The organism is Kitasatospora sp. NPDC097605, assembly GCF_040302725.1.
GTDB lineage: Bacteria > Actinomycetota > Actinomycetes > Streptomycetales > Streptomycetaceae > Kitasatospora.
The window spans coordinates 138,306-151,092 of the sequence record NZ_JBEOSF010000018.1; the positions used below are offsets into that span (position 1 = coordinate 138,306).

Consider the following 12,787-nt stretch of genomic DNA (forward strand, 5'->3'; position numbering starts at 1 on the left):
GCCGCGTGTGGCGACATCTCCGCCGCATCGTCGACGTACACCGGACCTGCGGCCTTGTCGGCGAGAGTCGCATCTCCCCGGCGGCGATAGACCCCGAGGGGACCGACTGCGGGTGCGTTCGACAGATGCGGACGTCAGCGAATCTGCATGCCTGCGGGAACACCTTGCCACCGTCGCGCAGAGCTCGCGCCCTGCGTGCGGTACTCGCACGCCTGGCTTGCTGCATGGCCCTGATTTCGCGACGCCTGACCCTCTCGGATCATCCGGTGCACCACCGAAGCGGTCCGGGAGTCGCCGCGGCCTGACCTGACGGCAGGTCGCCGCCCGCCCCCGCCGTTCGGCTGACCCGAACCGGCAGGGGCTTCTTCATGCCCCGACGCGGCCGTGCGCCCGCCGGGGCTTCTTCATGGCCTGACGCGGCCTGAGCGCCAGCCGGGGCTTCTTCATGGCCTGACGCGGCCTGAGCGCCAGCCGCCGGCTTTGCCATGCCCTTTTGCGGTTCGCCGCGCGGCGATACCGCACGCCCATCTATCTGTTCTGTACATGCCAAGGAACCATCATGCCTTCGTCCTGCATCACGCCCGCCCTGATCTCCCTCGCCCAGACCCCCAAGCCCCTGACCGCCCTGACCGGCATGGGCAAGCTCGACCGGGGCCGCGTCGCCACCGAGGAGATCCTGAGCGAGCTGGAGGGCATCGCCCGGTCCGTCTCCCGCAAGCGGGCTCAGCAGATGGAGGGCGACAGCAACCAGGCCGCCCAGGACATCGCCCAGGAGATGCGGCTGTCCTTCTGGCGTGCGATCCACTCCTGGGACGTGGACGGCCCCAACACCGCGCAGTTCACGAGCTACGCGTTCCAGCGCGCCAAGATGGACGGCCGCGCGGCGGCCACCCGCGAGATCGCCCCCGCCGCACCCCGCGACGCCGCAGGCGCGTTCATGGGCGCCCTCAAGCGCTCGAACGGCGACGTGGAGGCCGCCAAGGACGAGCTGGTGAACCACCCGGACGCCGGCCGCCGCTTCACCCCCGAGCGGGCGGACCTGGTGGCCGCCGCGTTCGTGCGCCCGCTGCCGATCGTCGCCGCTTCCGAGATCGCGCTCGAAGCCCTGCCCTCCCAGAGCCCGGACCACCTGGTGGAGAACACCAACCTCGGGTCCACCCCGCGTGCCGCCCGCCTGCACCTGAAGGTCGCCGACGGCCGGCCGGTCGTCGGCGCGGCCACCACCGAAGGCTGGTGCACCACCCTCCAGCCCTCCCTGGCCCACAACCCGGTGGAGATCTCCCGCGACGCCGTGCGCTGCAAGGGAGTCCGGGTCACCGGGGCCAAGCGCGGCAAGCATGCCAGCGGCGCGATCATCGACCGCGACGCCGAGGCCGAGTCCTCCGCCCGGTTCGCCGCCGCCGCCGAGGTGAAGGCCGCGGAGCTGCTGGCCGCCATGTCCCCGACGGAGGCCGCCATCGCGCGGCTCGCCTTCGGGTTCGACGGCGAGCCACCGATGCTGACCGACGCCGGGAAGCTCGACGCGACCGCCATAGCCGAGGCCCTGGGCAAGACCCCGGGCACCGTGAAGGCGACGTGGTCCAGGGCCCTGAAGAAGCTGCGGGCCGCCGCGTGAGCCGGGCTGTTAACCGCCCCGGCCCAATCCCTCCGAACACCCACGGAAGGAACACGCGATGAAGACCCCGGTCGGAATCTACGAGCTGCCCGGCGGCGCGGTGCTCCGCGTCTTCGCCGACTCCGGCGACAGCGACAGCTACGGCCTGGAGATCACCAGCGACGACAGCACCGTCCGCTACGACGCTGGGCACTCCGCCCGCGAAGTCAGGGCCTTCCTGGGCCTGTTCACCTGAACACCGAGAGAGAGAACCCCATGATCATCGAGACCACCGAGCACAAGGCCACCCTGGGCGTCCGCCAGGGCTCCGTCGTCGGCGTGCGCAACGAACGGATGCACGGCGTCCTCGCCCTGTCCGTTGGGGCCGAGACCGGCCGCCCCGCCCGCCTCACCGCCGACCAGTGCCGCGAGCTGTCCGCCTACCTCGCCCGCCAGGCCAGCGTCCTGGAGCGCGAGGCCAAGGCCGAACGCGTCTCCGCCCCCAAGCCGACGGCGACCGGCGGCCTGTACGACCGGCAGCCCTCCCCGCCCCTGTTCGGCATCGACTCGCACTGGGAGAAGCGGTGACCCGCACCGAGGCGCTGGCCCTCGCCCAGCAGACCGTCACCCAGATGGCCACAAACCAGCGCGGCTACCAGGACCAGCCGCTCGAAGCCCGCGTCAGCGCCGTCCTGCGCATCGCCAACTACCTGACCCCGCCGCCCGGAGAGAGCACCGATGACGACCGCACCTGAGCAGTACACCGTCCACCTGGACGAGCAGCGGTTCCCCTGCAAGTACGACGGACCCAGGGACTTCGCCCGCGTCCACGTGGACGGCGAGGGCGACATCGGCCTGCTGGTGCACTGCGGTGAGACCGCCGCCTCCATCTACCTGGACCCCGAGGTCGCCGAGTCCCTGGGCAACACCCTCGTGCAGGCCGCCGCCCAGTCGCGCGCCACCGCGCTGGAGATCGAGCGCGTGCGCCAGGAGGAGGCCGAGGCCGCCCGACGTCTCGGTGAGATGGAGGCCGCCCGCCAGGCCGAGGAAGCGCGCCAGGCCGGACAGCCCTTCCTCACGGCCGGCGGCTCCACCTCGCCCTCCGCGCTCCCGCAGCCGGTCCTGGCCGACCAGCTCACCGCCCCGCAGCCGATCGTCACCGACTACCCGCCCGCCCTGCCGGCCTACCCCGCCCCGCAGCCGCCGACCTTCGCCGACACGATGCTGCCGCAGCCCGGCACCGCCGAGCGCGAGCGCGCGTTCCTGCGCGCCTCCGAACTGCTCGGCCCGGACGCCGGAGTCGCCTCCAAGATCGCCATGGCGAACTACCTCCTGAAGGGGGCAGCGTGACCCTGCCCGTAACCCACGCCGTCGTCCACCAGGCCGCCCGCGCCTACGAGGCCCGGACCCCGGCGGGCGAGCGCGTGATCGTGATCGAGACCGAGCATCAGGCGCCCGGTCAGATCACCCGATCGGTCGTCCCTCTCCCGGAGCACGTGGCGCTGGACCTCTCCAGTGCCATCGAAAGCACCGGATGGTGAGCCTCCGGGTGGTTTGATAGGACAATGCGCGAGCCCGAATGCTGGGTGATCGCCGAGGTGGTTCTCAGTGTGCTCCAAGCCGACCGGCTCAACGGCGAGTATCTGCTGACCCAGTACGTCAGCACCGCCGAAGCCCGAGCCCTGCTGAACGCCCCGCGCGTCCCCGCCGAGGCGGTACCCCTGCTGGCCGAGATCGGCCGCACCCGTAGGCTGGCTCTCGCCATCCTTCAGACCCTCGTCTCCTGACACGCCAAGGCCCCCGGCCGGCGCTGCTCGCACAGTGCTGACCGGGGGCCCGTTTTGCGTTTCAGGACTCCGCCGTCCCGCCCTCCTCGCCCGTCTTCTCCTTCTTCTTCGGCGGCTTCCACCCCCGCGGCTTCTTCCACACGATGTGCAGCCGGTCCGCCTTCAACCGCGCCCCGGAGTACGGGGCCTTCAAGAGGTACACCCGCTCGATCGCCAGCCGCAGCAGCTGACCCCGGTAGTGCGCGTCCCCGGACTCCCACAGCTTCAGGCAGCGCTCGGGGTCTCTCAGCACGGCGATGTCCGCCATCGGCTTGGCGACCGCCTCCCACTCCTCCCGCGCGCTCTCCACGTCCTCCACCGCCGCCCGGCGCAGCTTGATGAACGTCTCCTCGCCGTCGCGGCCGGTGTACGCGCCGCCCGCGTTGAGCCGGTCGAGCTTGGCCACGGCTTCCTCCGCCAGCTTGATCTGGCCCCGGGCGTCGCTCTCCTTCTGGCTCTCCTCCGGGTGGGCCAGCGCCACCCAGCCTTCCGCGACGGCCAGCATCACCGGGTCGAGCGGGCTGCTCGTGGTCACCTTCTTGCGCCACTCCTCGCCGAGGACGCGTTCCACCGAGGTCCGCATCCCGCTCACCGGGTCGGGGCAGGTCTTCAAGCCGAGGTTGAGCGGGCCGCAGCGGAACGAGCTTCCGTGGATCGTCGCGTTGTGGTGCTTCTTCGGGTCGCGGCCCCCGCCGTCGCAGTACATGAGTCCCGACGCGGGCGAGCGCTCGACCGGCTTCTCCTGTTCCTCCACGGTCGGCAGGTTCGTGCGCCGGTCGATCTTGGCCGCGATCTTGCGGTGCTTGTCCCAGGTCTCCTGCGGGATGGTCTCCACCCCCTTGGCGAAGACACGCACCGGCTTGCCCTTGGCGTTCAGGTAGAGCTGGTGGTGTCCGTTCACGGTCACCACCTGCCACCCCAGGTACACCGGGTTCCTCAAGATCTTCCCGACGGTGTTCGACCGGAACGGGCCACCGCGCGTCGCCCGGAAGCCGTCGGCGGTCAGGCCCAGCGCGATCCTTCGGTTCGACTTGCCCTCTGCGGCCTCCCGGTGAATCCGCTCGATCACCGGCCACATCTTGCTGTGCTTGAGCTTGCGCTTCTTCGTGACCTTTAGCCCGAGCGGGGGCATCGTCAGCCATTTGCCCTCGTCGCGGTGCGTGGCCTTCGTGCCGCGGACCTTCTCCGACAGGACCCGGCTGTACTCGCGGGCGTCCTCCGCCTTGCCGATGATGCGCGAGCGGTCCTCGGGGATGTTGGTGTCCAGCCGGTCCAGGTCGAACACGAGCCGCTTGCCCGGGACGTCCAGGATCTTCAGCACGTCGCCCGCGCCCTGGCGGGAGTAGCGGGAGGAGTCGTACACCCACAGGCAGTCCGAGTCCCCTTCGAGCAGCGCGTGCACCGCCGCGTCGAACTCGGGACGCTTCACGCCCTTCTTGTAGGCCGAAAGGTTCTCGCGGTAGACGCGCCGGATCTCGTACCCGTTGGTCTTGCCCCACGCCCGGCCCCGCGCCTCCTGCGCCTTCAGCGACAGGATGTCCTGGACAGCCGTACCCCTCACGACCTGCGACTTCCTAAGAAGCAGGTCGACGTATCGCACCGGTCCGGCAGGCTTGCGAGCCATGGTTCCACTCTCCAGTCAGCGGCACGGGCCTGCATCCTGGAGGTGCAAGGTCGACCCGTCCTCCTGGGAGGAGCACGCCAACACCCACATCTCCCCGGCGATCGGCCTGCCCGAGCTGCCCTTCGTCCGCTTCACCGGCTACGTCCCGCAGCCCGGCGACCCGCGCGTGCCGCTGATGGAACTGCTCTCCGCCCGCAAGTGGGCGCCCCTGCTGCGGTACGCGGCCGGCCGCCCGTTCGCCTGGGTCGACGACGTCATCCCGCCCCGGCTGGTCCGCAACTCGCTCCTGCGCCGCGACCGCCTGCTGCTGACCGTCGACCCCGGCCCGGGACTCGAACGCCACCACGTGGACCGGCTGCTGTCCCGCCCGCCGCGCCCCCGGGCGGTGCCCACGATCAGCCGGTGGGCAGCCAGCTGACGTGCCCGGCGAGCAGCGCGTACCCGACGAACGCCACCGTGTCGATCAGCGCGTGCGCCACCACCAGCGGCATCACCCGCCCCCACCGCCGGTACAGCAGGCAGAACACCACGCCCATCACGATGTTGCCGACCAGCCCGCCGACCCCCTGGTACAGGTGGTACGAGCCGCGCAGCAGCGAGCTCGCCGCCAGCGCCGCCGGCCACGTCCAGCCCAGCTGCCCGAGCCGGCGCAGCAGGTAGCCGAGGACGACGACCTCCTCCAGGACGGCGTTCTGCCAGGCCGACAGCACCAGCACCGGGATCCGCCACCAGACGTCCGGCAGCCCGGACGGCGCGACCGTCAGGTTGTAGCCGGCCGCCTGCGAGGCCAGGTAGAGCGCCAGCCCCGAGCCGCCGATCGCCGCCGCGACGGCCGCGCCCCGGCCGAGGTCGCCCAGCTTGCGCCCGAGGTCGAAGCCGAGCACCCGCAGCGTGGTGCCCTCGCGCACCAGCAGGTAGCCGACCAGCACCACCGGCATCAGCCCGCGGCCGATGTAGTAGAGCTGCCAGACCAGGTCCAGCCAGGGCCGGCCGGGGGCGCGCGAGCCGTTCAGGGTGGCCACCTGCTGGCCCAGCTTCAGGGTCTCGGTGAGCGAGCCGGTGAAGCTGATCAGCGCGCCGATGCCGCTCGCCCCGAGCGAGAGGCCGAGGACGGTCAGCAGCTCCACCCCGAGCAGGCGGCGGGTCGGCGCGGCGGTCTCCGGTACGGTCGGGACGGTCGTCACGGGGGTGCTCCAGCACGGGCGGCGGCGGACGGACGGCGCTCCGGGCGCCGGCGGACGGCCGTCGGCGGACCGGAGCGATCATCCTTCCACAGCGCGCCCGGCGCTCCCGGGCCCGCTACCCCACCGGCCAGGTGTGCACCGGCTCGCCGCCGCGCATGTGCTCCATGTACCGCCGGGTCATCGCCGCCAGCGCGGCCGGCCGCTCCATCCCGTGCTGCTCGCGCAGCCGGTGGAAGGTCGCGCTCTGCCAGGACGCGCCGTTGACCCGGCGCAGACAGCGCTGCTCGATGATGCCGAGGTAGCGGTCCCGGTCGGCGGGCTCCACGCCCCACGCGTCCAGCCCCTGGTAGGCCATCGGCAGCAGCTCGTTGAGCACCAGGTCGACGGCGGGGACGGTGGTCAGCCCGCCGCCGCGCCCGGCCCGGCCCGAGCGCGGCCACTGGAACACCGCGTCGACGCCGTACCGGGCCGCCTGCTGGAAGTTCTCGTCGGCCTTCTCGAACGGCAGCCTGGTCCAGATCGGCCGGGACTGCTCGGCCAGCACCCGCACCACGCCGTAGAAGAACGCCGCGTTGGCGAGGGTGTCGGCCACCGTCGGCCCCGCCGGCAGCGCCCGGTTCTCCACCCGCAGGTGCGGCACCCCGCCGCTGACGTCGTACACCGGGCGGTTCCAGCGGTAGATGGTGCCGTTGTGCAGCCGCATCTCGCCCAGCCGCGGGACGCCGCCGGAGGCCAGCACCTTGGCCGGGTCCTCGTCGTCGCAGATCGGCAGCAGTGCCGGGAAGTACCGCAGGTTCTCCTCGAACAGGTCGTACGCCGAGTCCACCCAGCGCTCGCCGAACCAGGTGATCGGGCGCACGCCCTGCGCCTTGAGCTCCGCCGAACGGGTGTCACAGGCCTGCTGGAAGAGCACCGGACGGGTCTCCCGCCACAGCTCCCGGCCGAACAGGAACGGCGAGTTGGCGCCGAGCGCGAGCTGCGGACCGCAGATCGCCTGAGCGGCGTTCCACACCGAGGAGAACCGTTCCGGCGTCACCTGGAGGTGCAGTTGCAGCGAGGTCGCGGCGGCCTCGGCGACCATGGTGATGGACTCCAGCTGGAGGTGTTCGACGCCCTCGATGTCCAGCGTGATGTCCTCGCCCCGGGCGGCCAGGATCTGGTCGCTGAGCAGGCTGTACCGCTGGTTGTGGGACATCGCGTCGAGGCCGGTGTGGTCCGGTTCCAGGGTCGGCAGGATGCCCACCATCACGATCCGCGCGCCGGCCTCCGCGGCCCGCCGGTCGGCGTAGCGCAACCCGGTGTCGAGCTCCTCGCGCAGTTCCTCGAAGACGTGCCCGAAGAGCCGGTGCGGGGCGATGTTGACCTCGATGTTGAAGCGGCCCAGTTCGGTCTGGAAGTCGGGCGAGCCGATCGCGGTGAGCACCTGGGCGTTGTTCAGCAGCGGAAGGCCCTGCTCGTCGGCCAGGTTGAGCTCGATCTCCACCCCCATGACGCCCTTCGGGCGGTCGAACCGCTCCTCCCGCAGCATCCGGCCGAGCGCGTCGAGGCAGGACTGGAGCTTGCGCCGGTACATCTGCCGGTCCGAAAGGTCCGCCCGGGTCGCCACGACCTTCTCGCCCATGGTCTCCTCCTCCTGAGCCGGCCGGCCCCCGACCGTGCAAGCATCATGCCCACCCCGAAGATCGATACCCGAAAGCTTCGATTGGCTTGCATTGCAAGGAAACTGATGCCGTATCAGCCCATCTGCCGACTTGCCCGGGGCCACCGCCTGTGATAAACAGGTCACCCTGCGCACCTGTTCGAGTAGAATTCGCACTGCGCCACGGCCCGGCCCGCCATCGCCGCGAGACCCCCGGCGACGACGGCCGCGCCGGCATCGCGATCCTGCCCAACCGGACAAGGCCCAGGTCCCGTCACCGTCGACGCACCAGCCAGCCATGCCGGTATGCCGCACTCGCACGCCGATCTCGCACGGAGAGGCGACCTTGCCATGACTCTGCAGACCCCCCAGCCCCCGCCCAGCGCCCTGCGCGCGGTCCTCGCCGCGCTCGACTCGGAGACCGCGCTGCGCCAGCCCGCCGCCGCCGCGCTGCGTCATCCGACCGGGCCGCTCCTCCCCGCGCACCCGCTCGCCGTCCACGTCCTGGAGGGGCCGCGGGCCGAACTCGCCGCCGCCCGGCGGACGGGGTGGCGCTTCCTCATCAAGGACGGCACCGAGGTGGCCGCGGCCGCCGAGGTGGTGCAGGGGGCGGAGGGCCACACCTTCTCCCACTTCACCGCCGGTCCGTACCTGGACTCCACGCTCCGCGCGCTGCGCGAGGCCTGGCAGCTCGCCCAGTCCGCCCGGTCCCGCTGCCAGCCGCGGCTGCTGACCTTCCCCGGCCAGTACGCGACGGCGCTGTGGCTGCACTGCCCGGACGGCGGCCCCGCCGCCGACCTGCTGATCCCGCTGGCCCCGGCCCCGATGGGCGTCACCGCGCACCGCGCCCACCCGGCCGCCGACGTGCTGCCGCTGCTGGCCCGGACCCCCGTCGCCCGGACCGAGGTGGACCCGCGCCCGCTGCTGCTCGGCACGGCGGACGGCGCCCGGCTCCCCTCCGGGGCGCTCTAGGACGCGCGGCCCCCGGGCCGTCCGGCACCCGGCCCGCCACCCGGACGGGTCATCCGGCATGGCCCGACCAGGCCGCCCGCCGGATGGCCCGGTCGGGACCGCCCGCGCCTCCCGACCACCTGAACGGGTGATCTCTGCCCGGGGGTTGTGGCGCATGTCACGAAATCGCTGCGCGCGCGTCCGCAGATGCCGACACTGGGAACCAGCGTGGAAGGACCTCCTGTCCTACCCACTTGAGCGCTGGTCCACACCTGGCCCGGCGCCGGACAGAATCCGACCACCGCGGCGGCGCCCACCGGCGACACCGCGTCACGGGGAGGATCGCAGAGCGAAGCGAGGGTACGCGTATGTGCCAGCACCGTCCTGAGTGCCCGTCGGCCGAGTCCGAGGACCGCGAGGCCGCCGTCCCGGTGGCCTGTCACCCGGAGCAGGGGTGGAGCCTGCTCTGCAACGGCGTCCTGCTGTTCGAGGACACCGGTGAGCTGCTGCCCGACGGCCGGGTGATCGCCCCGCGCCGCCCGGCCGCGAGCGCGGTCTGAGCCGCCGGCCTCCACGGGGGAACGAGCGCGAAGGGCAGGGCCCCGGCGGACGGATCCGCCGGGGCCCTGCCTGGTGTCCCGCGCCGGTCAGACGCCGTACTCGTCCAGCGGCGGGCAGGAGCAGACCAGGTTGCGGTCGCCGTACGCGCCGTCGATCCGGCTGACCGGCGGCCAGTACTTGTCCGCCGGGTTCACGCCGGCCGGGAAGACCGCCTCCTGCCGCGTGTAGCCGTGCGCCCAGTCGCCGGCCAGGGTGGCGGCGGTGTGCGGGGCGTTGCGCAGCGGGTTGTCGTCGGCCGCCCAGGCGCCCGAACCGACCTTGTCGATCTCGGCCCGGATCTCGATCATCGCGTCGCAGAACCGGTCGATCTCGAACAGGTCCTCGGACTCGGTCGGCTCGATCATCAGCGTGCCGGCCACCGGGAAGGACATGGTCGGCGCGTGGAAGCCGTAGTCGATCAGGCGCTTGGCGATGTCGTCCACCGTCACGCCGGTCTCCTTGGTGAGCGGGCGCAGGTCGATGATGCACTCGTGCGCCACCAGGCCGCCGGGGCCGGTGTAGAGCACCGGGAAGTGCGGGGCCAGCCGCTTGGCGATGTAGTTGGCGTTCAGCACCGCGACCTGGGTGGCGCGCTTGAGGCCCTCGCCGCCCATCAGCCGGACGTACGACCAGGAGATCGGCAGGATGCCCGCCGAGCCCCACGGGGCGGCCGAGATCGGGCCGACGCCGGTGGCCGGGCCGGCCTCCTCCTGGAGCGGGTGGTTCGGCAGGTACGGCGCGAGGTGCGCGCGCACCGCCACCGGGCCGACGCCCGGGCCGCCGCCGCCGTGCGGGATGCAGAAGGTCTTGTGCAGGTTCAGGTGCGAGACGTCCGCGCCGAACTTGCCCGGCTTGGCCAGGCCGACCAGCGCGTTCAGGTTGGCGCCGTCGACGTACACCTGGCCGCCGGCCTCGTGCACCAGGCCGCAGATCTCGGTGATCTGGGTCTCGTACACGCCGTGGGTGGACGGGTAGGTGACCATCAGCACGGCGAGGCTGTCGCGGTGCTGCTCGATCTTGGCCTTGAGGTCCTCGACGTCGACGTCGCCGTCGACCAGGGTCTTGACCACGACCACGCGCATGCCGGCCATCACCGCGGAGGCGGCGTTGGTGCCGTGCGCGGAGGACGGGATGAGGCAGACGTCGCGCTGGGTGTCGCCGTTGGCGTGGTGGTAGGCGCGGACGGCCAGCAGGCCGGCCAGCTCGCCCTGGGAGCCGGCGTTCGGCTGGATGGAGACGGCGTCGTAGCCGGTCACCTCGACCAGCTGCCGCTCCAGCCCGCGGATCAGGGTGAGGAAGCCCTCGGCCTGGTCGACCGGCGCGAAGGGGTGCAGCTGGCCGAACTCCGGCCAGGTCACCGACTCCATCTCGGTGGTCGCGTTGAGCTTCATGGTGCAGGAGCCCAGCGGGATCATGCCGCGGTCCAGCGCGTAGTCCCGGTCCGACAGGCGGCGCAGGTAGCGCAGCATGGCGGTCTCCGAGCGGTGGCTGTGGAAGACCGGGTGGGTCAGGTACTCGTCCTGGCGCAGCAGCGCCTCGGGCAGCGCGTCGGCGCTCTCCGCCACCTCGACGCCCTCGACGCCGAACGCGGCCCAGACGCCCGCCAGGTGCTCGCGGGTGGTGGTCTCGTCGGTGGAGACCGAGATCCGGTCGGCGCCGTCCTGGAAGACGTTGACGCCCTGGGCGCGGGCGGCGGCGGCGATCTCGGCGGCGCGGCCGGGGACGACCGCGGTGACGGTGTCGAAGAACTCGCCGTGCAGCAGCTCGACGCCGCCGGCCCGCAGGCCCTCGGCGAGGGCGGCGGCGTAGCGGTGGGTGCGGCGGGCGATGTCGGCCAGGCCGTCCGGGCCGTGGTAGACGGCGTACATCGAGGCCATCACGGCGAGCAGCACCTGGGCGGTGCAGATGTTGCTGGTGGCCTTCTCGCGGCGGATGTGCTGCTCGCGGGTCTGCAGGGCCAGCCGGTAGGCGCGGTTGCCGTCGGCGTCGACGGAGACGCCGACCAGGCGGCCGGGCAGCGAGCGGGCGTACTCGGCGCGCACCGCGAGGTAGCCGGCGTGCGGGCCGCCGAAGCCCATCGGCACGCCGAAGCGCTGGGAGGTGCCGCAGGCGATGTCGGCGCCGAGCTCGCCCGGCGACTTCAGCAGGGTCAGCGCGAGCAGGTCGGCGGCGACGGCGACGATCGCGCCCAGGCCGTGGGCCTGCTCGATCAGCGGGGCGAGGTCGCGGACCACACCGGTGGCGCCGGGGTACTGGAGCAGCACGCCGAACACGCCGCGCTCGGCGATCTCGGCCGGGATGCCCTCGGACAGGTCGGCGACGACGACCTCGACACCGGTGGGAACGGCCCGGGTGTTGATCACCGCGACGGTCTGCGGCAGGGTCTCGGCGTCGACCAGGAAGACGCCGCCCTTGACCTTGGTGACGCGGCGGGCCAGGGCCATCGCCTCGGCGGCCGCGGTGCCCTCGTCCAGCAGCGAGGAGCCGGAGGTGGGCAGGCCGGTCAGGTCGGAGACCAGGGTCTGGAAGTTGAGCAGCGCCTCCAGGCGGCCCTGCGAGATCTCCGGCTGGTACGGGGTGTACGCGGTGTACCAGGCCGGGTTCTCCATGACGTTGCGCAGGATCACCGGCGGGGTGAAGGTGCCGTAGTAGCCCAGGCCGATCATCGACGTGAGCACGGTGTTGCGGCCGGCCAGCTCGCGCAGCTCGGCGAGGACCTCGGCCTCGCTGCGGCCGGCGGGCAGGTCGAGCGCGGTGATCGAGCGGATCGCCTCGGGAACGGCGGCGGTGGCCAGCTCGTCCAGCGAGCCGTAGCCGACCTGGGCCAGCATCTTCTCCTGCGCGGCGGCGTCGGGGCCGATGTGGCGGTTCTCGAAGGGGCTGGCCTGTTCGAGCTCGGTGAGGGTCGCGGGGGTGGTGGGGCGTCCCGAGTTCGGCTGGGCGTTCATGGTGGTCGAGGCCTCCTGGTCACGGACCGGCGGGGGTGCGCACGCCGGGCGCCGCACCGCTGCGGACAGCAGCGGACGGCCCGGTCGGACGTACCCGACAGGCCTCCCCCTCTGTCATCGGGACCTGAGAGCTTCGCCCGCACGGAGCGCCGTGGGACGCCCCGCCGGCTTGCACCGTCGGTGAGGGTGGGGTCCGCCGGCTCCCTCGCCCGCGATCCTGCCCTGCTTTCCAGAGTGACCTATCCCGCACGGTACGGATGCCTGAGAGATTCCGGGGAGGAGTTGCTCCTTCGGCGCCCCGACCAGCGGTTTCCGCTGTCGGGGACTCTCCCGAGCGGGCTCGGCGGTCGCGCCCAGGGTACCAGCGGGAGGCCCCCCGATCACGGGTGCGTCAGGTCGTCCGGCCACTTCGCCGCCGACG

At 72.4% G+C, this 12,787-nt stretch carries 14 protein-coding genes and 1 riboswitch; of the genes, 10 read left to right on the forward strand and 4 right to left on the reverse strand.

The genetic code is table 11. From position 1 onward, the window contains the following. Window positions 1-559: 559 nt before the first annotated feature. The 7 genes from ABTX81_RS21680 to ABTX81_RS21710 all read left to right on the forward strand — a co-directional run bounded on the left by ABTX81_RS21680 (window position 560) and on the right by ABTX81_RS21710 (window position 3,381). Complete coding sequence (locus ABTX81_RS21680) at window positions 560-1,615, forward strand: hypothetical protein (RefSeq protein WP_350548132.1); 1,056 nt, start codon at window positions 560-562, stop codon at window positions 1,613-1,615. Between the two features lie 58 nt (window positions 1,616-1,673). Next, entirely contained in the window at window positions 1,674-1,850 is a 177-nt protein-coding gene (locus ABTX81_RS21685; RefSeq protein ID WP_350548134.1) for a hypothetical protein, read from the forward strand. 20 nt (window positions 1,851-1,870) lie between these two features. Then, the gene (locus tag ABTX81_RS21690) at window positions 1,871-2,182 is read left to right on the forward strand and encodes a hypothetical protein (RefSeq protein WP_350548136.1); all 312 of its coding nucleotides are present in this window, start codon (window positions 1,871-1,873) and stop codon (window positions 2,180-2,182) included. Further along, on the forward strand, window positions 2,179-2,349 hold the full coding sequence (locus ABTX81_RS21695) for a hypothetical protein (protein WP_350548138.1): 171 nt from the start codon (window positions 2,179-2,181) through the stop codon (window positions 2,347-2,349). The genes ABTX81_RS21690 and ABTX81_RS21695 overlap by 4 nt, the downstream gene beginning before the upstream one ends. Further along, a complete protein-coding gene (locus ABTX81_RS21700) occupies window positions 2,333-2,944 on the forward strand; it encodes a hypothetical protein (RefSeq protein ID WP_350548140.1) in 612 nt (203 codons plus the stop codon). The genes ABTX81_RS21695 and ABTX81_RS21700 overlap by 17 nt, the downstream gene beginning before the upstream one ends. After that, window positions 2,941-3,135, forward strand: a complete 195-nt coding sequence (locus ABTX81_RS21705) for a hypothetical protein (protein WP_350548142.1) — start codon at window positions 2,941-2,943, stop codon at window positions 3,133-3,135. The genes ABTX81_RS21700 and ABTX81_RS21705 overlap by 4 nt, the downstream gene beginning before the upstream one ends. Before the next feature lie 69 nt (window positions 3,136-3,204). Next, on the forward strand, window positions 3,205-3,381 hold the full coding sequence (locus ABTX81_RS21710; RefSeq protein WP_350548144.1) for a hypothetical protein: 177 nt from the start codon (window positions 3,205-3,207) through the stop codon (window positions 3,379-3,381). Between the two features lie 61 nt (window positions 3,382-3,442). Here ABTX81_RS21710 and ABTX81_RS21715 read toward each other — a convergent pair whose 3' ends face one another. Next, window positions 3,443-5,044 (reverse strand): recombinase family protein, encoded by a 1,602-nt coding sequence (locus tag ABTX81_RS21715; protein WP_350548146.1) that lies wholly within the window; start codon window positions 5,042-5,044, stop codon window positions 3,443-3,445. Between ABTX81_RS21715 and ABTX81_RS21720 the strand changes: the two genes are divergently transcribed. Continuing rightward, window positions 5,043-5,462, forward strand: coding sequence for a hypothetical protein (locus tag ABTX81_RS21720; RefSeq protein ID WP_350548148.1), 420 nt, complete (start codon window positions 5,043-5,045; stop codon window positions 5,460-5,462). The genes ABTX81_RS21715 and ABTX81_RS21720 overlap by 2 nt on opposite strands. Here ABTX81_RS21720 and ABTX81_RS21725 read toward each other — a convergent pair. Both ABTX81_RS21725 and ABTX81_RS21730 read right to left on the reverse strand, forming a co-directional pair. Continuing rightward, window positions 5,440-6,228, reverse strand: coding sequence for a CPBP family intramembrane glutamic endopeptidase (locus ABTX81_RS21725; RefSeq protein ID WP_350548150.1), 789 nt, complete (start codon window positions 6,226-6,228; stop codon window positions 5,440-5,442). The two genes, ABTX81_RS21720 and ABTX81_RS21725, sit on opposite strands and share 23 nt — an antisense overlap. Window positions 6,229-6,343: 115 nt before the next feature. Then, window positions 6,344-7,849: a glutamate-cysteine ligase family protein gene (locus ABTX81_RS21730; RefSeq protein WP_350548152.1), complete on the reverse strand. Its 1,506-nt coding sequence runs from the start codon at window positions 7,847-7,849 to the stop codon at window positions 6,344-6,346. Between the two features lie 369 nt (window positions 7,850-8,218). Between ABTX81_RS21730 and ABTX81_RS21735 the strand changes: the two genes are divergently transcribed. Next, entirely contained in the window at window positions 8,219-8,839 is a 621-nt protein-coding gene (locus ABTX81_RS21735) for a hypothetical protein (RefSeq protein ID WP_350548154.1), read from the forward strand. A 347-nt stretch (window positions 8,840-9,186) separates the two neighbouring features. Next, window positions 9,187-9,378, forward strand: a complete 192-nt coding sequence (locus tag ABTX81_RS21740) for a DUF5999 family protein (protein WP_266273201.1) — start codon at window positions 9,187-9,189, stop codon at window positions 9,376-9,378. Window positions 9,379-9,465: 87 nt separating this feature from the next. Here the strand turns inward: ABTX81_RS21740 and gcvP are convergent, their stop codons facing one another. Then, window positions 9,466-12,366, reverse strand: coding sequence for an aminomethyl-transferring glycine dehydrogenase (gcvP, locus tag ABTX81_RS21745; RefSeq protein ID WP_350548156.1), 2,901 nt, complete (start codon window positions 12,364-12,366; stop codon window positions 9,466-9,468). Between the two features lie 239 nt (window positions 12,367-12,605). After that, a riboswitch (glycine riboswitch) is annotated at window positions 12,606-12,709 on the reverse strand. Between the last annotated feature and the right edge of the window lie 78 nt (window positions 12,710-12,787).